Here is a 20,465-nt window from a genome sequence, read left to right as displayed (position 1 = left end):
AGAAGGAGGGAAACTCAATGGAAGTACATGGCTCATGTGATCCGCAATTTCAGCAGGTGCGGAACGAATTTGAACGCAATTTCCGCGAACGTGGCGAAGTCGGCGCATCAGTATGTGTGACGGTACGTGGGCGCACCGTGGTCGATCTGTGGGGCGGCTTTGCTCGTCCTGATACACAAACGCCGTGGAATGCAGATACCGTCAGTATCGTTTTTTCCTCGACCAAAGGTGCAACGGCCTTGTGTGCTCACATATTAGCCTCACGTGGGAAACTCGACCTCGATGCACCGGTGGCGACCTACTGGCCAGAGTTTGGCCAGGCCGGCAAAGGGCAAATCCCGGTGAAGATGCTGCTGAATCATCAGGCTGGTTTACCGGCGGTGCGTGCACAACTCCCCCAGGGGGCGTATGCGAATTGGGATTTAATGGGAAATGCGCTGGCGAAAGAAGAGCCGTTCTGGGAACCAGGTACCCGCAATGGCTATCATGCTCTCACTATCGGTTGGTTAGTTGGAGAGGTCGTTCGTCGCGTGTCAGGCAAATCCCTTGGCACCTTCTTCCGCGATGAAGTGGCCAAACCGCTGGGATTGGATTTCTGGATTGGCCTGCCGGAAGATAAAGAGCCGCGGGTCGCGCCAATGATCGCCGCGGCACCAGATCAGAACAGCCTGTTGTATAAAGAGTTGGTAACGCAGGGCTCCTTAGCCTCACTTGCGATCCTCAACTCCGGTGGCTACATGGGCGCCAAGCCGGAATACGACACGCGCGCTGCCCATGCGGCGGAAATTGGCGGTGCTGGCGGTATTACCAACGCCCGCGGTTTAGCCGGGATGTATGCCCCACTTGCCTGTGGTGGCACCCTCAACGGAGTACAACTTGTGGACTCTGATACGCTGGCCCGTATGGGGGCAGTGGCTTCCGCAACCGGAAGAGATGCCGTGCTTGTGATGCCGTCACGTTTCGCTTTGGGTTTTATGAAATCGATGGATAATCGTCATGCACCCGCTGGTGTGCGTGAGAGTGCCATCACCAGTGAAGAAGCTTTTGGGCATGTTGGTGCAGGCGGATCGTTTGGTTTTGCTGATCCGAAGGCCGAGATGTCTTTTGGTTACACGATGAATCGCATGGGAGCCGGGACATTGCTGACCGATCGCGGTCAGAGTCTCGTTGATGCGACATACCGCTCGTTAGGCTATCAGTCGAATGCCTCCGGAGTCTGGCGATAAGAGCAAATAAGGCAACTGCGTGCCGTACCAGAAGCGTATTGATCCCTGGGGACGACGGCACGCAGGTCCTGCGCATGGATGGTGGCGGCCGATCATGCGTCTTGGCAGGTGGACCAATCCCTGTATACGCTGACAAGCACAGTGACCATTAAATGGGCACGGAAAGGAATCTCAATGCTTGTCGTGGTCGAATTTCTTGCAGTGCTGAGTTGTACGTTGTTTACCGGTGCGGCGATTTACATCAATCTCGTCGAGCATCCCGCGCGTCTGAGTTGTGAGACAACGGCGGCGGCGCTGCAGTGGGCTCCCAGCTATAAGCGCGCGACGGTGATGCAAGCCTCGTTGGCGATCATTGGTTTTGTCAGTGGGGTTTCGGCGTGGCTGTTTGGCGCTGGCGGTATGTGGCTGGTCGGCGCCATTCTCCTCGGCGCAGTGGTTCCCTTTACCTTCATCGTGATCATGCCCACGAATCATACCTTGCTTGAGCCTGGACGAGATCTTTCGTCTCCTGAGACGCGAGCCTTACTTGAGAAGTGGGGCCAACTTCATGCAGTTCGGAGTGTACTCAGTCTGCTCGCGTCGTTGGTCTTCATCTGGTTACTGGTTGTGACTTGAACCAAGAGGTACGAGAGTGGCGGCTCTTGGAATCGCCGCTATCTTCCGCTGTCGTTTGCGACGCCGATTACTGAAGGATTTTTTGTAGAGTTCTTGAATGTCAGCCGTCAAAATCTCTCGTCGGGTTGCTTTCTGCGCTGCCAAGCCAAATCGTGGTTCGTACCCGAGGATTGTGAGTAAGTCGGTCGTCAGACTCTCAAAGATCTCAATTTGCCGCGATGACAGGTTTCTCTCCCAACTGTTCACGCGAGTAGGATTGGGTCTATGGCCAGTCAGTGAGTGTTGATTGGCAGTGTAGGGAGGCACCTGAAATCCCCGTACTTCGCTCATGATCGGGTCGAAGGGAATGGCCAGCGCCGTACACACACTCTGTAGCGTATGGTGTGGGTCGCGTACCAGGTCTTCGTAGCGCACTCTAATGACCTGCCTTGGCCACCGTATTTCCGCCGCGAAACCGTACGCCAGGCATTCTGCCCAAAATCGTGCAGCGTTTTCGATCGTATTCGGTCCCCAGTCCAGTGGCAGGACAGATGCCTCGACCGCACGACCATCGCGAACGATATGCAACATCTTGGCGTCGGGGAAACACTGGAATAGCGTTCTAGCATAGCGAATGTTCTTCGGTGTATGGTCGACCCAGAACCGTGGCGTCGGTTTGTTGACTTTTTTGCCGTAAAGCTGCACCAACCATTCCATCAGCTCACGACAGGTCATTGGCTGTTGCGGGAGCATGGGCTCATCAAGCCCGAGTTCCCAGATCCGAAAGCTGGATCGTTGGCCTACGGCGCGGAGGAGAGCGGACGCATCCACGGCATCTTCGTGATCAGCGGCTGCAAGCCGACAGATATCGAACTTGAATTGCATCTCAGGAACGCAGAGATACTCACGATGACTTCCCAACATCGCGCCGAGAAGTGTCGTGCCACTCCGTTCACAACCGCCGATAAAAAGAGGATGCATGGTATGATACGCGTCGTGCTGCTTACGTTTTGTCGGTTGAAACCGTAGAAGAGTTTGGTTATGACAACTGCTCAACCGTCGTCAATTGTGGATGAGAACCATACATGAAGCCAACAGTCTTTGTACATACCAACCATAAGCAGCTTGTCGGTGCGCTCGTCTCGGCGTACTCGTTGCGACGAAACTCTCGGCACCCAGACGCCTTCGACATACGTATTCTTGAGCATCAGGCATATCCGTTTTTTCACGCTCGTGAGGGGCAGGCATTTCTGCATAGTGGGAAGCGTCGACTGTGGAGGAACGATGATCTTCAATCCTTTACGCCGCTGCGGTTCATGCCACCGGAGCTGATGGGGTATCAGGGACGAGCTGTCGTCATTGATCCTGATGTCTTTGCTGTTGGTGATATCTGGGAGCTGTTGTCGCAGGATATGCAGGGGCGTGCTCTCATGTGTGTCGCACGCCCTGGCCACAATGGACAATCGAGCTACCTGGCGTCGAGCGTGATGCTGCTTGACTGTGCTCAACTCACCGATTGGCGCTGTGAAGCGCAATTTGCTGAATTGTTCACCTTGACGCGTGACTATACTGAATGGATGGCACTGCACCATGAACCCCCAGAACGGATCGGCTTACTAGATCTGGTTTGGAACCATTTTGACACGCTGACTGCAGAAACAAAACTCCTTCACAATACCAAACGACAAACGCAACCATGGAAGACTGGACTTCCACGTGACTATACCGTGCGCGGGAAGGGGTGGCGCTCGCAGTTCAAAACCCGGATGAAACACGTACAAGGGTGGCTGCTGGGGCGCAGTCCAACGCAAGCCTGTTACACTCCCCATCCCGATCGGCGACAAGAAGCGTTCTTTTTTACGCTGCTGCGAGAATGTCTTGCCCAGGGGGTCGTTACCGAATCCCTCATCCGGGTGGAGATGCAACAGAACCACCTTCGTCATGATACCTTCGCTGTGCTTGAGCGCACTGCTCTTATGCCAGCAGTATAGCGCGGTTAGGTGCGGCTCAATCAGTTTGATTACGTGTCTCTTACACTTCTTCTTCGACGCGTTGTACTGGCTTTTCGGCAAAGCCGAGCAACGCTTTTATCTTGAGGGCAACTTCATCGATTTCGCGTGGTATGACTGACTGCTGAGACGGAAGTGGCGTGCCGAAGACACTCGCGCGTCCACCACGGATCAACGCGTGGTGCAGCTCAGCTAAGTCTCGCCGTGGTCGCACGATACCGCTGGCAATCAGCCACTGACAAAAATAGCTCACCATGCCTGACAGCGCAGAGTGATTGTCCGACAGCGGCTTCGCATGCGCTGCAACAGTGCTTTTGATCCACGCTTTGCAACGCTTGCGCCAGTTCTGCGCTTGTTTTCGTTCGGGAAGCGGATAGATGAAGAACGGCTTCCCTGTCGCAGCGGCTTCAGCCAGCATCGATTCGCTTTCGCCGGTGACCACTAAGATGTCAGCAAGAGCGAGAAACGCGAGATAGGGATTGTCCTGGGGCGCCCCTGGCTGCCATTCATAGAGGTACACCGCATCACCCAATGCGGCTCTGAGCGCGGCGGTTGCTTCTGTGGTCGTACGACGGCTAGTCGTAACGAACAGTGATCCACCCATTGTGTTCCCCAGGGTGTGGAGATCGGTGCCAAGCTGCTGTGCAATTGTTGCGTTGAATTGGTGACGATTTGTTGCCCCACCGACCAAGGCCATGATGCGAGGATGTGGTGCCTCAGCTACTAAGGCCTGCCAGTGCTGGGCTGCTTGTTGCAGTTGTTCGGCAGAGATTCGCGTCAATGGTGCAATTGTCTCAAGCCGTTGTGGGTGAGGCGTTTGGTGAAAATAGCTGCACGAAATCACCACATCAAACAATCCTGCGACGTGTCCACCCTTACGTCCGAGTTGCACCAACCGAGTAGCGCCTCGGCTTTGCCGTTGTATCCACCGGGCCACTTGGGCAGGCCGCCATCCCGCCGCAATTATGATGTGTGGCCAGGGCGGCGTCAGTGGAGCTGACCGGGTGTGATCTACTCCGAAACGCGTTGCCGCATACGGCCCAAGGAAGAACTTCAAGACAGCGGCAGTCTCGGTGAAGTGTAATTCTTTAATGGTAAATGGCCAGCCGAGAGCATGGGCGAGCCCAAGAGGCTGCGTTGTGTTCCCTGGTCGATCGTCAACTAAGACCCACACTGTTGGGGCAGAGGTTGAAACAATATCCGTTTTCACCACTGTCTGTGCTCACTGATTGGAGAGTAACTTCGTCTTCGTGAATTCGCTCACCTTTTGTTTTATCAAACAGCGCATGGTCTACGCAAGAACAGCGCTACGCGCTAAGCGCCTGCGGGGAATGCTCGACAGTTATGAGGTTACCATTTTCCAGTCGGTAGACCAGATCAGCGACCTGCAAAAGTGCTGGTTGATGAGAGATCACCAGAATTGTCATCGTTCCACGCAGCTTGCGAACCGTTTCACAAATTGCGGCTTCACTCGCTGGATCGAGTGCAGCCGTGGCCTCGTCGAGGATCAGTAGTTGTGGCTTGTGGATGAGCGCGCGGGCGATGGCGATCCGCTGTCGCTGCCCGCCAGAAAAACGCGCTCCGCGTTCACCGACGGGAGTATGCATACCCTCGGGTAAGGGGGCAATAAAATCCCAGGCCTCGGCAGCACGCAGTGCTGCTTCGACTCCGTCTTCAGTCAGGGTGCGGTCTCCTAATGTGACGTTAGTGAAAATACTCTCATGTAACAGGAACGTTTCTTGTGGCATGTATCCAACCGCTTGTCGCCAGGCACGCAGGTCAACTGTCCGTAACGGCATGTCGTCCAAGAAGACCTCCCCAGATTGTGGGCGGATAAGTCCAACGATGACATCTGCGATCGAGGTTTTTCCTGCCCCTGAGGGACCAATGATGGCTGTGATCTGCCCAACGGGAATCTGCAGAGACGCGCTACGTAACACCACATGATTGCCATACGACAAGGTAACATCTTGCAGCGAGATTTCTCGACACAAACTCGGAGAGGTACCCGGAGGAAGATCCTCTCGTTCTGCTTCGGCACGAGCGATAGTCTCGCGCAGTGACCAAAATGCGCTGTCACCCGCGACCATTTGTTGATACTGCTTTTGTACCTTGTTAATGCTGCTGAGGGTGCGCCCGAAGAGCAATGCCATCATGATGAGACTGTTCAATGGCAGAGCCCAAAAGGTGAGGGCGATGTACAATCCCCCTGCCAGCGCTGAGACGACCAGCGGTTCTTGTAAGGCTTTGACGGCTTCTTTACTGACGACATCACGTTGCAGAGCACGGTTGAGCTGGCGCGTTTCCTTTTCGAGCAGGTGCCCGATGAGGTCTGCCCGTGCCATTGCCTTCAACGGCTTGACCGCGAAGAGCACATCTGTGAGGCGAGCCAAAAGCGCCTTGAGGAGCGAAGTCTGTCGTTTCCCAGCGCGACGAGTCATACGCACAAAGCCGCCCAAACCGCCAACGATCAACAGTCCAACCAGGGCTGCACTCAGAGTGAATTGCCAGGAAACCGTCGCGGCGATGGTCAAATACAGCAACGTCTCCAGAACGAGCGCCATGATCGTGGCACCATGCAGATAGGCCTGCGAAGCACGGTTGGCTTCAGTGGCAAAGGCGTTCGAGAATCCACCGACCGGTTGCCGGAGATAATAGCTCCAACGGGCACTGAGCACGGCGCGGAGGAGCGCGAGACGTAAATCCGTGGCAACCTTCGCTACGGTATAGCCGACACGTTTCTGCGCCAGTAACATCAAGCCAGCTTTCAGGAACATCGCGGCGACGATGACGATCAAGAGGGTGCCAATCGTCAGTTCGAGGCCGAGACCACTCAAAGCATTGCCGATCATTCTGCTCAGTGGAGATGAGCCTTTGGTGAACGTTCCTTCTGCACTGCCAGGTTGTGAGGTGGCGAGGCCAAGTAATGGAAGGAGGGTAGAAAGCCCCAGTCCTTCTGCCACCGCGGCCAGCAGCAGACACCCCAAGGTAATCAAGCTCTGTTTGGGGTACATGCGGGCAAAGGTGAGTATCAGACGCATACAACAAAGAAGATAGTTGAGAATTAAAAATGAAAAATTAAAAGTCGAGGACAGTAATGGGTTCTATTCATTCTCCGGTCATCCCGCTGCTTCTACTGTTTGTCCATCGTCCGTCTGCCCATTATTCCACAACTGCACGAGGCGAGTAGTGTGATAGGCGAATGTCACAATCTGCCACACAATGATCAACGCAAAAGTTGGTAACAGAATACCGAGTAACCATCCCACCGTGAACAATGGGAGATTGATGTTGCGTCGTGAGATGAACGTTCGCATCTGGGTATCGAAGGGAGTACGAGAATAGAGCGAACGACCTGTGCGGGCAGTGATCACTCGCGTCACGATGCGATCGAGAATATAGAAAAGGGTCATCCAGATTGTCGCTTGAAAAATCGTCGAAGACGGGTCGCCGTTGCCGAGTGCCCACGCCCAGCCAAAATACCAGAGCGGTGGATGAATGAGGTCCGTCCCGTGATCAAGAATATTGCCAAACCACGACGAGCGAAAAGTGAGGCGTGCGAGCTTACCATCAACCGAATCAAGTACGCTCATCCCGTAAGAACAGAGAAAGCCCGCCAGCCAGTATGCGTGTGCATACAAGGGAACCGCGACCAGGGTAAGAAGCACGCTGATAATGGTAATGACGTTGGGATGAACACGCCACCTCGCCAATGGGCGTACCATGCGCCACACTAACGGTGGGTATACATACTTGGTAAAAAAGTCGGTCGAGCCCTTATAGTTGGACCAGAAGAGAAAATGCTCAGCTTGCGCTCGGCTCGGATCATCAGGAATACGAAAAAGATAGGCGGGAAAATCTCGCCGCAGTTTCTTGATGTATGTTGGCACCTCAGTCAATGCAACACTTCGGCAAGCGCCTTGCGGGATATTGTGCTCGGCGAGTTCGACGAGACCGGCTTCTGGGGTGTCTCCGGTCGGTGTCGTTCCTTCGAGGCGCAGAATCGCTGTTCGTGCAGCTCCTTCGCCTCCGTGAACGGCAAGTGAGCCTGATTGCTGTGCCAGGTACTGTAACAAACGCGCATCGCTTATCGCATCGGCGGCGAGTGCAAGAAGTGGTTCGCTATTTGGCTTCTGGACGGTGCGGGTGAGATGCTCGTGGAGCGATCCTTCCTTCCGGTCCCAACGTAAAGGAAGCGCGCGTGTGAGATCCGCTGGGAGCGACGGAGGAGGAGCCGAACCGGAAGGTATCAAGATACAAACGTCGGATGGAGTAATCTGCGCCTGGAGAATCGTTCGTAGCTGGCGTTCGAGCAAACTCATGCCAAATACGCGGATTTCACTTTGTGGATTCGTGGCATCAATCCAAATGCGCAAGTAACCCCCTCGATAAGGCAAAACGGACAAGGATTGCGAAAACGTATGTCCCTCGTAGTGAGGCGTCAACCCACCCTGGCCGAGAGAGCGCGGCATTGATAATACCGCGCTCATGCCACACGAGAAGACCTTCACTGTTCTCATCCTTGCCGGTCGTCGAGGGCCGACTGATCCGGTAGCCCACGCTGCAGGCTGTAGCCATAAAATCCTCGCGCCGGTTGCGGGCATTCCGATGATCGTGCGGGTGTTACGTGAAGTCCGCGTAGCTCCGCACGTCAAACGCATCGCTGTCAGTGTTGATGACCCAGCGATCCTCAATGCTCTTCCTGAAGTGCAGTCGTTAGTTGAAAGTGGTGCAATTCAGGTGCATCCCAGTGGGCCATCGCCAGCAGCGAGCGTGTTGGGTTATTTTCAATCACTTTCCCCGTCCGAACCACTGATCGTGACGACAGCGGATCATCCGCTACTGACGGCAGAAATGGTGAGCTATTTTTGTACGGCAGTAGCCGAAAGTGGTGCCGATGTTGTGGCTGGAGTGATGGCGGCGTCTGTCTTTCGTCAACAGTATCCGCACTCGAAGCGTAGCTTCATTCCACTGCGTGATGAAAGTTTCTGCGGCACCAACCTGTTTGCTCTGTGCACGCCTCAAGCCGCGTCAGCTGCGCAGTTCTGGGGACATGCCGGGCAGTTTCGTAAACGTCCCTGGCGCTTGATTAGCACCTTTGGTTTGACGAACCTCTTGTTACTTGCGCTCAAACGACTTGACCTTCAGGCTGCCATTCCCCGTGCTTCACGGGTGCTCGGTGCACGTGTTGCAGTCGTGCAGATGCCATTCGCTGAATGCGCGATTGATGTTGATAATCTTGATGACTTGGCGATGGCGACGCAGATTCTCAAGGCACGAGAAGGTCAAAGATAATGGAATCAATTCCCTGGCATTGTCATGTTTGCGAACGAGAGTTCGAAACCCGTGATGGAGGGCTCTGCCAACGGTGCCGTACGCCTGCGTGTCGGAGTTGTTTATTCCCGATAAAGGCGACCGTGCTATCAGGCGCGAGATCTGAGCCTCAATTCGTATGCAAGAAGTGCATGACCGAGGAGGAAAAGAGTGGCCTTTCTTTATGGTCGAAGCTCTTCCGTTGGTAGGTGGTATTTCCGTCGAGGCTTAACCCTATTCAGCGAAAACTTCCGTCTGTCTGCAACGTGAGTTCCTTTTTGCCGACGAAACACTGAGCCTGGTGGTTGTAAGCGCGCACGATCATACGAATGTGAAAACGAGAGCCGTTCTGTCCATTGTTGTTCCGTTCGATACGGTACAAATGATACTGAGCGCGACGTTTTGGTCGATGACCAATGGCGGAGGAGGAGCGTACACCAATCACAGGGATCGGGTGTGTTGGACCGGGAATGCTTCGCCGTACGGTTTTATGCAGATGGCCATGCAGAACCAGCTCTGCACCTGCCCTTCGCAAGACCTGACAAAAGGCAGCCGTGTCTGTTAACCGACGGCGAGCTTCAACGGCTTCATCTGGAGGATGGTGAATAAGCACGACACGACAAAGATCCGTCGTAGCGAAACGCTGTAGTAACTGTTCGAGCTCCTGTAGTTGTTGCGCACCAACGGAACCATTCGCTGCATCCCAGGCCGCCGGCGGAAAAGTTGTGTTCACTCCGATCAGTACGACTGGCTCGCGAATACGAACGGTGGGAAACGGCAAATACGCTTTCGCCGTTTGGCCTTCGACTTCGTTGACACTCCGCTCAGGCTGAGCGGAGAGGGTTGGTGTCGAAGGTTCCCACAACCCTTGATCCGACTGTAAATACGCTTCCCAATGTTTCCACGAGCGTTCGTATGACACGGGAATATACGCATCGTGATTGCCTGGGATGATAAAGACTTTTTCTGGTGTCCCTATCTTTCGTAGCCACGGTACTGCCGCAGAAAATTCTTCTTCAAGACTGATGTTGGTGATATCGCCGGTGACAACCACCGAGTCGTGGGGTTGCTGATGTAAGTCGGCGATGAGCGTCTGCAAGACTTCGGGGCGGTAGAGGTGCTGTCGTCGCAAGGTCCATGAGAGCCAACCCAGGATACGCTTGTTGAGCAACACAAGCGGATTGGTCACACGGGCTGAAGTGACATGCAGATCTGAAAGATGAGCGAGTGTATACACGTCGTGAGTCATACGAGCATCTTAGCCTATACCATGTCGTCTACCCGTATGATAATACAACCTCTGCACTGGAACGGAGAAGAACGGCACTGATGATGAAGGAAACGAAGCATGCGTGGATTGTCACAGAGTCCCAGCACGTGCATGTCCGCGTGTGGGGGATTACACCAGCAGAGCGTTTGCGACGGACCTTATGTGCCGCAGAAATTGCGAATGACCACATCAGCATCGGTCCGACTCTCGAAGCTGTTCCTGTCTCAGGTTCTTTACTTCTCTTTCGCTCCGACTACGTATTTGATGAACGACTTGTCAGAGCGTTGGTAACGTCAACTGATACGGTGCTCGTCACACCATCAACGACCAACGATAGCGAAAAAACGGTTGCTGCGCACGTGACTGCCCCTCATGTGGCAACCGCAACCGCTCTCTTGAATAGCCGATCGTTTGCGAGAGAGGACGCTGCGGAATTGCATCTCGTCCGCCCAACGGACTTGGTTCCTGCCTACACCGCAACCTTGCGTAAGACCGATCCACCGTATGTGTTTGCCGTACAACCGGAGAACCTTGCCGAGATCGAAGCACGGATTTTTGCTGCCTCATACAAAGGTATCACTGATCTGGTGACGAAGTGGGTGTGGCCACGCCCTGCACGGGTAGTGACTCGGTGGTGTGCCAATACTGGAATTACGCCTAATGCCATCACGTTCTTGAGTTGGGTGTTGGTCGTATTGGTGACGTGGTTGTTCCTGCGCGGAGACTTTGGTCTTGGCTTAATTCTCGCCTGGTTGATGACGTTTCTCGATACCGTAGATGGGAAGCTGGCGCGAGTGACGCTGACGTCGAGCCGCATTGGCCACGTGCTCGATCATGGACTCGATATTCTGCATCCGCCGTTTTGGTATCTTGCCTGGTCGATGGGGCTTCTCTTGTCTCCTGATGGTGGTGCGCTCAGTGCTGACAGCAATGTGGCTGCGTGGCTCAGACCTGCAGGATTGATTACTGTGGTTGGCTATATCGTCGGTCGGCTGATCGAAGGGCTGTTCATGCTGTTATTCAAAATGGAGATCCACTGCTGGCAGCCGATCGATGCGTTTTTTCGCACCATCACTGCACGGCGGAATCCGAACTTGCTGTTACTATCTGCAGCGACACTTGTGGGCAGGCCTGATGTGGGCTTGGTACTGGTGGCGTTATGGACCCTCTTGTCGATTGTGTTTCATACCGTGCGCGTGTTGCAGGCGCTGGCACAACGCCTGCGTGGTCAGTCCATCGCCGCAGTGTGGCAGGACACTAGTGGGTCACCCGCTTTAGCGACAGAGGCAATGGGCAAGCTGCAACGCCAACCGGAGAGTGCGGCGTGAGTGGTGGCGGTCCGCGACGAGTGGGGTCTATGCGTTCGCAGCAATTGTTGCTCTTCCTTCCGTTGCTGTATGTACTAACGGTTCCTGTCGCCAGTTTAGCCGAGAATCAACGCGGTAATCCGGCTGCCCAAGTGCTCCCTGGCGAATTCGCCTCTGAGCATTGGGAATTTACTGCACGATTCGACTCAGGTCACTTACTGTTTGTTGAATTTATCATGACCAATATCGGTCTCGGCGATCGGAATGCAGCAGTATTTGGCCATGTTGTCCCTCCGCAGGGAAAACCCCATCGCTTCACTAATGGTCGGACAGAAAAATACTGGACCCTTTCTCCAGATCGCCTGCGGATGGAAGTGGGCACGAGTCTGCTCGATATGCACTCGCCGACGTACAAGATGCAAGTGACGAAACGGAGCGTGCGCTTAGACTTACAGATGACTCCTGATGCCCGCCCGTTGTGGTCGCCGACACTTGCTCCACCAGGCTATGCCCTCGATCTCTTAGCGCTCGCCGTGCCGATTGAAGGGACCTTGTGGCTCAAAGGAATGACCGAGCCGCTTTGCGTGCGAGGAACGGTGACGGTAACGCATAGTTGGACGAATGCTGCAGGTTCTTCTCTGGTTTTGCGGCGAGTCGAAATGTTTACCCTGCAGGAGCAGCTCCCTGTGTATGGCATTGACCTCACTGCACCAAACGGAGCGCGAAAACGCTGGCTGGTGATGAAACTGCCGGGTCAACGCGAGTATGTTTCTGAGCACTTTGACCTCTCTCTCGATGGTGAGTTGAAGAGCACGCACGATCGTGGATACAGCGTCCCGAGCGCGATGCAATTGAAGAACGCCGAGCTGGCAGGGCAGATACGATTAGAGTCTCAAATTCTCCATGCCGATCCCTTTATCGATCTCCCCCGTCCGTTCCGCTATCTGGTGTCGCTGGCACTTGATCTTCGCCCGCAGAGAGTGTGGGCGCAATCACAGTTTGAGATGACGTGGCAAGCGGCATCCAGTATCGCGTCAATGCCGAAACTCGGCGACGGCATAACCGCGGTGACGTTTCTGAGTCCACTCCCTACTACGTTGTTGCAGACGAGAGCCGAGCTGTTCCAGAGGTAACGCGTGCGCATTGGCATATTGAACAACCTGCGCGCGGGTCGCAGCCAGCGCCGCGTTGCCCGTATGTTGGCGTTTCTCGCTCGTTGTCCAGAGATCCCCCATGTTGAGACGAACTCTGGTGAACATGTCCAAGACGCACTCCTGACACTGGCAAACCAAGACATTGATATTTTAGCGGTGAACGGTGGTGATGGAACGCTCCAGCGAGTGCTGACGGAAATTGTAGGGAACAAGTTGTTTGCCAAGATGCCAGCGATCGTGCCACTGCGTGGTGGACGGACAAATATGATTGCGCTGGACATCGGCAGCCAGCGGAACCCTGTCGCTGCACTCGCCACGCTGCGTGACAGCACTCGCAGTCCTGGGTCTCTCAATGGCAGAATGATTGAGCGCGCCGTACTGCGTATGGACCTTGAGCCAGATGGAGTCACGCACTATGGCATGTCGTTCAGTGTCGGTCTGTTGCCGCGTGCGATTGAACTGACCCACCGCATGTTTCCCGAAGGGCGAGCGCAAGGCGTCTTGGGTTCAGGGATCGTTGCTGGCGGGTTGGTGCTGCGGGCGGCATTTGGCACGTTGGACGGTATTTTGCAGCCTGATCGGATGGAAATCGTACTGGAAGGGAAACCGCTACCGACGAAAGAATTTATCTTGATGTTGGTGACGACGCTAGACAAGTTCTTCTTGCGGCTCTGTCCGTTCTGGGGACGTGAGAACGCCCCCATACGCTTTCTTGCTGTCGCGGCTGGAGCGGTGCGGCCACCGTTGGTGTTGCCACGGATTTTATATGGTCGCCCACCTGCCTGGATTACCCCAGAGGTCGGCTATACGAGCCACAATGTTAACCACATCGAACTGCGAGTTGATTGTGGCTTAGTTTTGGATGGGGAGATGTTCGCGCCACGGCCTGGCCGGATCGTTCGACTCTCAGCAGCACAGCAGATAAATTTTGTACGAGCATAATAACTATGGATATTGTCCCTGTGTCTCTCAAACAAATGGTGACTGAAGAATTGCTGCAGGCGGCACCGGCGGAAGTCGATGTCTTTATTGATGCGATCCGCCAACGCTTTGGCACGACAGTGGTAGCGATTCTCTTTTATGGCTCGTGTTTACGTAAACGGGCGTTAGAGAACGAGGTCGCCGACTTTTATGTCCTTGTCGATTCGTACGATGCTGCCTATCGGTCGTCACCGTTTCTGCGATCGTCGAATACGCTTCTTCCTCCCAATGTCTTTTATATGGAACGATCCCGCGGCGATGTCACACTACGAGCGAAGTATGCGGTGATCTCATACCGTGACTTTGCCCATGCTGCCTCCTCGCAGTGTCTGCACTCAATCGTGTGGGGACGGTTCTGCCAACCCGCGCGCCTGGTGTATGTCCGTGATGAGGCTGCGCAGCATGTCGTGATTGAAGCAGTGGGACAGTCGATCATGACGATGGTGGCGCGCATTGCACCGTTATTGCTAGCCTCTGAAGAAACTGAGCCGATGGCGTTGGAAGAGTTATGGCAACTAGGGTTTCGCGAAAGCTATCGCATGGAGTTACGCCCAGAACTACCGGGGACGATTCGTGCCCTCTATGAAACCATGCCGCAACGCTATCACCGTGTCGCCGATGCGGCATTCCACGACCTTGCCCGTCATGGGTGGTTGTGGGTGCGGACGGATGCTGCGCATGGGTATGTGACGATTCCCAAGTTGCAATTGTGGTACACGCGCCTCAGTTGGCACTGGCGACGGCCTTTCGCGAAGGGCATATATTTCTTACGGCTGGCCAAGTCGGCCTTCACATTTGGTGACTGGTTTCCCTACGTTCTGTGGAAAATTGGTCGCCACCGCGGTGAAAATCTTGAGGCCACCGACCGACAGCGCAAACATCCCTTTATCTTCGGCGTGCCGGTGTTGATCAAGCTTCTGCTGCGGGGGGATCTGCGGTAGAGAAGAGCTTGCGAGTGTTTTGTCGTTATCGCTTACCATTGTCATTGCGAGCGGAGCGAAGAATCTCTCTGAGCGACCCTTCGTTACACTCAGGGTGACACATGTGGGAGTGTGATTTCTTGTGATCCAAAGACGGTGTGACGTCAGTTCGTGAGAGAGGATGCTGCAGCAATTTCTGCACAGCCGCAAAAATCCCCCGTTCTTCGGTTTGGCGATAGGGAGACCCCGGGGAAAGTTGGGCTACAAGCTGACGATGGACTGCGCCAAGGCTGTGATACGGCAGTGTTGGTAAGAAGTGGTGGAGGGCGTGATAGCGGAGGCCAACTGGTGCGGCAAGAGCAGTGAGCCACGGTAGTCCGGTCAGATTGATCGAGTCTAGCAGTTGTTCTACGGTCGTGAGTTGTCGACCGTCGTTCTGATACCGATGTGCTGCCAACGTGCGCACTTGGTTAACGATGGCAACTCCCGCGCCGATGATATACCAGTGGCATAGCCAGCTCAGGGGTAATGCGCCGTACAGAAAAGCAAAGAGTGCACTCCAGAACGCGAGGGTCGTCGCGAGTTCTAGGGTATAGCAGCGAAGATGGTCATCTCTCTGAGGAAGTGGGCGCATATAGTGTGGGTTGATGACCAACGATGAGGCTCGGGTGAGCAGGAAACGACGAAGTGGTGGCAATAAGAGGGACGGTCCCCCGAAGACTCCCCAACGCAGTGCGAGCAGTGCCGGAACGAAAATCATACCGGCAACAAACCGGAAAATATGGAACTGGCTCCACTGTGCAATCGGAGCGTATTCAGGGTCGTGTGCGGTTGCAAACGTTGCCTGGCGATGATGATCGCCGTGGGAGTCATACATCACACTCGGTAGCAAAAACGGAACTCCGACCAACAGATTCCAGGCGAGTTCGAATCCTGGTATTGAACCACGTTTCAGGTGTGCGAGTTCATGAATAAAGATAGTTGCTCGGAGAAGAGCGATAATGGCAGTTGTTGTGGCCGCGATATAAAGGAAGGAAAGAAACGGAGCGTTCATGGCGACAACGAAAGCTCCCCAGCCGATGAAGGTCGACAGAAGCAGATCACACCAGTACAGCCACGAAATTGGGAAAAACGCAGTCACGAATTGACGACGGAGGTCGGTCAGCAGACGTGTTTCTTTATCTGCGTCGTTCTGGGTCTGTGAATGTTGCTCCATTGCTCTCACCTAACGGGAAAAATAAGACAAACTCAAGAGCAAGTCCTCAACTGCCAAACGCGAGGCAAATTGCCCCATGTTTCAGCAGAATTTTCACCGAGAGGCCTTATGCCCCTTGTAAAACATGGGAAGTCTGTTATCTACCGGCTTCAGTATTGTTGCAGGGATATTACTACACACTTCTGTGGACACTTCAGAACCGCTTTCTCGTCCTGTAGTACAGGAGGACCGTCGTGTGCTGGTGACGGGGGGTACCGGTTTCATCGGTTCTCACCTGGTTGCAGCATTGGCGGAGCAAGGCTGTATACCTCGCGTTCTTGTACGAGCTACCAGCAACATCACGTCGCTGAGCGCACGTGGTGTTGAGTGCATTATTGGTGGGCTCGACGATCCCGCTGCCCTTGAGCGTGCCGTGAGCGGTGTAGACACGGTTATTCACCTTGCGGCAGTGACGCGGGCGCGGTCAGAAAAAGAATACTTTCAAGTAAACGCGGAAGGGACGCAGCATCTCGTAGAGGTGTTGCGTAGCGCGCAACCACGACCACGACGACTGATCTATGTCAGTTCACTAGCGGCGGCAGGGCCATCTCTGGATGGGGTGCCGGTTGACGTGCACGATGTGCCACGACCGATCACGTCATATGGACGCAGTAAGCTGGCGGGAGAGGCGGTATGTCTGACGATTGCAGATGAGATGGAAGTGCTGATCTTACGACCACCGGCAGTGTACGGACCTGGAGATCGTGATCTTTTTCGTTGTTTTCAAATGGCGACCCGTGGAATTCTTCCGGTCCCAACCGGTCCCGTCCGGTGGATTCAGTTCATCCATGTACATGATCTGATAAATGCTTTACTGTGTGCGGTAACGGCAGGGCAAGCGAGTGGGGTGTATCACGTAGCTGAGCCGCAACCGTACGCATGGGGACAAATTACCGATTGGCTGGCGAAAGCGGTTGGTCGGCAGGTGCGAGCTGTCCGCGTTCCTCAATGGGGCATACGAGCTGCGGCAGCAGTAAGTGAACTCGGCGCTGCCATGATTGGCCGAGCGACGATTTTTAACCGGGAGAAGGCTGAAGAGTTGCTTGCTCCTGGCTGGTTATGTGAAACCGAAGCCGTAAAAAGAGACCTCGGCTTTGAAGTCCGTATTCCACTGCCCCAGGGGTTGGTGGGAACCGCGAGTTGGTACCGCGAGCATGGCTGGTTGTAGGGAATGGTGTGTGGGGGATGCCTGCATGAGGAAATTGCAGGAGGCTGCTCTGTTGTTCCAATGGACAGCTGTGGATGTTTACGGAGAGGGGGCAAGGAATGAATCTTCTCGATAAGTGCGTGCGCTTTACTCGGGCCCGAGAGGCGCAAGCCGCTGGATTTTATCCGTTCTTTATTCCTATCGAATCGTCAGATGGTGCTGAGGTGCTTGTTCGTAACGAACCCAAAATCATGATGGGTTCAAATAATTATCTGGGTTTGACTCACCATCCGAAGGTCATTGCTGCTGCTGAAGCTGCCCTCAAGAAATATGGCACTGGCTGTACTGGAAGTCGCTTCCTCAATGGCACATTAGACCTGCACGAACAACTCGAAGACCGGTTGGCGCGTTTCTTGGGGAAAGAAGCCGCCCTGGTGTTTAGTACTGGCTACCAAACCAACCTCGGCGTGGTCTCTGCGTTATCGCATAAGGGAGACTACATCTTTCTCGATAAACTCAACCACGCGAGCCTCGTTGATAGTGCGCGCCTCGCCTATGGTACCGTCTGTCGCTACCATCACAATGATATGCGTGCGCTAGCGCAGCAGTTGGCCCAGGCTCCGGCGAATGCCGGCAAGTTGATTGTCACTGACGGTGTGTTTTCCATGGACGGTGACATCGTGAACCTGCCAGACATGGTGACGTTGGCAGAGTGTTATAACGCCGACATTCTTGTTGATGATGCCCATGCGATTGGCGTGCTCGGAGAACTTGGTGGCGGCACGGCGCAGCACTTTGGCTTAGAAGATAAGGTGTCACTGATTGTGGCAACGTTCTCCAAGTCACTTGCCTCGATTGGTGGGGTTGTTGCTGGTGCAGAGCCGGTGATCCATTACCTGAAACATCACGCCCGTTCACTCATTTACAGTGCCAGTATGCCGCCAGCCTCGGTCGCGACCGTCTTGGCCGCACTCGACGTGATTGAAGAAGAGCCGGAACGACGCGAGGCGTTATGGCGGAATACTCGTCGTATGCAAGAAGGACTCAAGAGCCTTGGCTACGATATTGGCGAAAGCGAGACCCCAGTGATCCCCGTCCTGATTGGCGATCTTGCCGAGATGATCGTGTTGTGGAAGCAAATGTTTGATTCAGGGATTTTTACCAACCCGGTGATTCCGCCAGCCGTGCCTGAACATTCGTGTCGGCTGCGTATTTCGATGATGGCTACCCATACAGACGAGCAGATTGATTACGTGTTAGATGCCTTTGCCCAGCGTGTTCGCCAACGCGCGGCAGTATAGCGCAACGGGTAAACCCCAAGGCGGTCGCGCGAGGACAAAACATGCCGACGGCAGTGCGTATTGTCCCAGTTCATGACCGCCGCGATTTGCAGCACTTCCTCAAACTTCCCTGGCAGATTTACCGCAACGATCCCTTCTGGGTGCCACCGCTCCTCTTCGATCAGAAACAACTACTCAATCGTCGCAAACACCCCTTTCACCAGCATGCTGAGGTCGAATACTTTCTTGCCTGGCGTGGTGAGGAAGTCGTTGGCCGTATTGCGGCGGTCATCAATCATCAATATGTCCAGTTTCATGAGGAGAAGACCGGGTTTTTCGGCTTCTTTGAGAGTGTTGACGATGTCGAGGTTGCTTCGGCGTTGTTGACGACTGCAGAGCAATGGGTTGCTGCTCGTGGAATGCAGCACATCTGTGGCCCCATGAACTTTTCGACCAATGAAGAATGTGCGTTGTTGGTCGACGGCTTTCACTCTGCACCAACAGTGATGATGCCGTATAATCCGCCCTACTACGCTCCGTTGCTTGAGGCAGCGCAGTACCACAAAGCGAAAGATCTGTTGGCGTACCTCTTAGATGACACGACACCGCCGCCGCGACTGGTGCATGGGGTCGAGAGATTGCTCCGCCACCAGAAAATTGTCATTCGCCCATTCAATCTCAAACAATTCAAACAAGAGGTCGAAAAACTGACGGTTATTTACCAGAGTGCCTGGGAGCGGAATTGGGGGTTCGTACCCATGACACCGGCAGAGTTCGATACCTTTGCTGATCAGATGTGGTGGGTGGCGAATCCGAATCTCTGTTTACTTGCAGAAGCGAATGGCGAAGCAATCGGCTTTGCCCTTGCCTTGCCAGACTACAATCAAGTGCTGCGCCACATGAATGGGCGACTCTTGCCCTTTGGGATTGTGAAGTTTCTCTGGTACCGGCGCAAAATCTCTCGTGCGCGGGTGTTGATACTAGGCTTGAAACCTGGATTTCGCCGACGCGGGATCGACGCGATGTTGTACTTACGCTTATGGCAAGAAGCGCCAAGAAACGGCTATCCGGTAGTTGAGTGTTCGTGGATCTTAGAGGACAACTGGGATATGCGCCGCGCTCTCCAACGCATGGGAGCGCGACTGTACAAGACGTATCGGGTGTACGAGAAGCAATTGGCAAACGCGACAACGTCATAACAAGAGGTGATGTCCCTGCTGAAGGGACCTTCCCTCAGTCCTCGGGGGAAAGACCGGAACGGGGTAAAGCGTTCGTTGCGACGTTGCTACAATCTTCTAGTGCTTACTGGTACTTGTCAAAAACCCCAGCACCTCTTCACTATGCCCCGCAGGTTTCACGCTGGTGAATACCTTCGCAATCTTTCCTTCGGGGTCGATGACAAACGTATTGCGTGCCGATAACTTTGCGCCGTTGTACTCCATCACCGAGCCGTATTTCGTTGACACGGCGACATCGGTGTCTGCCAACAGCTTAAAACTCAGCTCTTCTTTCGCGCAGAACTCTTTGTGTGATTCCGCGGTATCCACACTGACACCTAGGATCACCGCATTCATCTTTTCGTACTTTGCCAAATCCTGTTGGAAGTTGCGCGCTTCAAGGGTGCAGCCGCTGGTGAAGTCTTTCGGATAGAAGTAGAGCACAACCCACTTGCCGCGATAATCTTTGAGGCTGGCGGGCTTGCCTTCGTTGGTGGTGAGGCTGAAATCGGGTGCCGGCGAACCGACGGCTGGCGTGTCGGCTGTTGCGTCACTCCATGTCAGGATTAAAGACAACAGCAAAGAGACACTCACTGATAGCATATATTCAGAAAACCATTGACGCAGGGTCATGCAAGCCTCCTCTTAGGCGAATTCTGGAAAAGAAAATCCCCCTATATCAGTCAGGAGTAGCGGGGCGGATGAAGATGTCCCACTTGGGCAACTTGGGATGACGCTCCAGTCGCGCTTCGACCGTCCGCATGGCTGTCTTGTTCAGGGTAATGCCGCGCA

General features: G+C 54.4%; 18 protein-coding genes. 11 read left to right on the top strand and 7 right to left on the bottom strand.

Annotation, left to right across the window (positions count from 1 at the left end):
• Nucleotides 1-17 precede the first annotated feature (17 nt).
• Together FJ147_09610 and FJ147_09605 are read left to right on the top strand one after the other, a co-directional pair.
• Entirely contained in the window at nt 18-1,226 is a 1,209-nt protein-coding gene (locus FJ147_09610) for a beta-lactamase family protein (protein MBM4256140.1), read from the top strand.
• A 174-nt stretch (nt 1,227-1,400) separates the two neighbouring features.
• The gene (locus tag FJ147_09605) at nt 1,401-1,841 is read left to right on the top strand and encodes a DUF1772 domain-containing protein (GenBank protein MBM4256139.1); all 441 of its coding nucleotides are present in this window, start codon (nt 1,401-1,403) and stop codon (nt 1,839-1,841) included.
• On the opposite strand, the gene FJ147_09600 is transcribed toward FJ147_09605, so the two are convergent.
• Nucleotides 1,824-2,801: a sulfotransferase gene (locus FJ147_09600; GenBank protein ID MBM4256138.1), complete on the bottom strand. Its 978-nt coding sequence runs from the start codon at nt 2,799-2,801 to the stop codon at nt 1,824-1,826. The two genes, FJ147_09605 and FJ147_09600, sit on opposite strands and share 18 nt — an antisense overlap.
• A gap of 104 nt (nt 2,802-2,905) precedes the next feature.
• On the opposite strand from FJ147_09600, the gene FJ147_09595 reads away from it, so the two are divergent.
• Nucleotides 2,906-3,811, top strand: a complete 906-nt coding sequence (locus tag FJ147_09595) for a hypothetical protein (protein MBM4256137.1) — start codon at nt 2,906-2,908, stop codon at nt 3,809-3,811.
• A 40-nt stretch (nt 3,812-3,851) separates the two neighbouring features.
• Here the strand turns inward: FJ147_09595 and FJ147_09590 are convergent, their stop codons facing one another.
• From FJ147_09590 to FJ147_09580, 3 genes are all read right to left on the bottom strand, one after another.
• The gene (locus FJ147_09590) at nt 3,852-5,042 is read right to left on the bottom strand and encodes a hypothetical protein (GenBank protein MBM4256136.1); all 1,191 of its coding nucleotides are present in this window, start codon (nt 5,040-5,042) and stop codon (nt 3,852-3,854) included.
• Between the two features lie 94 nt (nt 5,043-5,136).
• Nucleotides 5,137-6,870: an ABC transporter ATP-binding protein gene (locus tag FJ147_09585; protein MBM4256135.1), complete on the bottom strand. Its 1,734-nt coding sequence runs from the start codon at nt 6,868-6,870 to the stop codon at nt 5,137-5,139.
• A gap of 78 nt (nt 6,871-6,948) precedes the next feature.
• A complete protein-coding gene (locus FJ147_09580) occupies nt 6,949-8,433 on the bottom strand; it encodes a CDP-alcohol phosphatidyltransferase family protein (protein MBM4256134.1) in 1,485 nt (494 codons plus the stop codon).
• On the opposite strand from FJ147_09580, the gene FJ147_09575 reads away from it, so the two are divergent.
• On the top strand, nt 8,318-9,124 hold the full coding sequence (locus tag FJ147_09575; GenBank protein ID MBM4256133.1) for a hypothetical protein: 807 nt from the start codon (nt 8,318-8,320) through the stop codon (nt 9,122-9,124). The genes FJ147_09580 and FJ147_09575 overlap by 116 nt on opposite strands.
• A gap of 256 nt (nt 9,125-9,380) precedes the next feature.
• Here the strand turns inward: FJ147_09575 and FJ147_09570 are convergent, their stop codons facing one another.
• Complete coding sequence (locus FJ147_09570) at nt 9,381-10,391, bottom strand: metallophosphoesterase (GenBank protein ID MBM4256132.1); 1,011 nt, start codon at nt 10,389-10,391, stop codon at nt 9,381-9,383.
• An 83-nt stretch (nt 10,392-10,474) separates the two neighbouring features.
• Here FJ147_09570 and FJ147_09565 point away from each other — a divergent pair, with 83 nt between their 5' ends.
• The 4 genes from FJ147_09565 to FJ147_09550 are packed head-to-tail and all read left to right on the top strand — an operon-like array spanning nt 10,475 to nt 14,795.
• The gene (locus FJ147_09565) at nt 10,475-11,740 is read left to right on the top strand and encodes a CDP-alcohol phosphatidyltransferase family protein (protein MBM4256131.1); all 1,266 of its coding nucleotides are present in this window, start codon (nt 10,475-10,477) and stop codon (nt 11,738-11,740) included.
• Between the two features lie 29 nt (nt 11,741-11,769).
• On the top strand, nt 11,770-12,852 hold the full coding sequence (locus tag FJ147_09560) for a hypothetical protein (protein ID MBM4256130.1): 1,083 nt from the start codon (nt 11,770-11,772) through the stop codon (nt 12,850-12,852).
• A gap of 3 nt (nt 12,853-12,855) precedes the next feature.
• On the top strand, nt 12,856-13,815 hold the full coding sequence (locus FJ147_09555) for a hypothetical protein (GenBank protein MBM4256129.1): 960 nt from the start codon (nt 12,856-12,858) through the stop codon (nt 13,813-13,815).
• 5 nt (nt 13,816-13,820) lie between these two features.
• The gene (locus tag FJ147_09550; GenBank protein ID MBM4256128.1) at nt 13,821-14,795 is read left to right on the top strand and encodes a hypothetical protein; all 975 of its coding nucleotides are present in this window, start codon (nt 13,821-13,823) and stop codon (nt 14,793-14,795) included.
• Between the two features lie 25 nt (nt 14,796-14,820).
• On the opposite strand, the gene FJ147_09545 is transcribed toward FJ147_09550, so the two are convergent.
• Nucleotides 14,821-15,990 carry a fatty acid desaturase gene (locus FJ147_09545; GenBank protein MBM4256127.1) on the bottom strand — a complete coding sequence of 390 codons (1,170 nt, stop codon included), beginning with the start codon at nt 15,988-15,990 and terminating at the stop codon, nt 14,821-14,823.
• Nucleotides 15,991-16,114: 124 nt separating this feature from the next.
• Between FJ147_09545 and FJ147_09540 the strand changes: the two genes are divergently transcribed.
• From FJ147_09540 to FJ147_09530, 3 genes are all read left to right on the top strand, one after another.
• Nucleotides 16,115-17,197, top strand: a complete 1,083-nt coding sequence (locus FJ147_09540) for an NAD-dependent epimerase/dehydratase family protein (GenBank protein ID MBM4256126.1) — start codon at nt 16,115-16,117, stop codon at nt 17,195-17,197.
• Nucleotides 17,198-17,295: 98 nt separating this feature from the next.
• Entirely contained in the window at nt 17,296-18,477 is a 1,182-nt protein-coding gene (locus tag FJ147_09535) for an aminotransferase class I/II-fold pyridoxal phosphate-dependent enzyme (protein ID MBM4256125.1), read from the top strand.
• 41 nt (nt 18,478-18,518) lie between these two features.
• Complete coding sequence (locus tag FJ147_09530; GenBank protein MBM4256124.1) at nt 18,519-19,655, top strand: GNAT family N-acetyltransferase; 1,137 nt, start codon at nt 18,519-18,521, stop codon at nt 19,653-19,655.
• Between the two features lie 96 nt (nt 19,656-19,751).
• Here the strand turns inward: FJ147_09530 and FJ147_09525 are convergent, their stop codons facing one another.
• Nucleotides 19,752-20,306 (bottom strand): peroxiredoxin, encoded by a 555-nt coding sequence (locus FJ147_09525; GenBank protein MBM4256123.1) that lies wholly within the window; start codon nt 20,304-20,306, stop codon nt 19,752-19,754.
• Nucleotides 20,307-20,465 lie beyond the last annotated feature (159 nt).

The sequence above is a fragment of the Deltaproteobacteria bacterium genome, from assembly GCA_016874775.1.
In the GTDB taxonomy this organism is placed as follows: Bacteria; Desulfobacterota; Binatia; order Bin18; family Bin18; genus VGTJ01.
The sequence above is the reverse complement of the archived record's forward strand: the minus strand, read 5'-3'. Positions and strand labels throughout refer to the sequence as shown.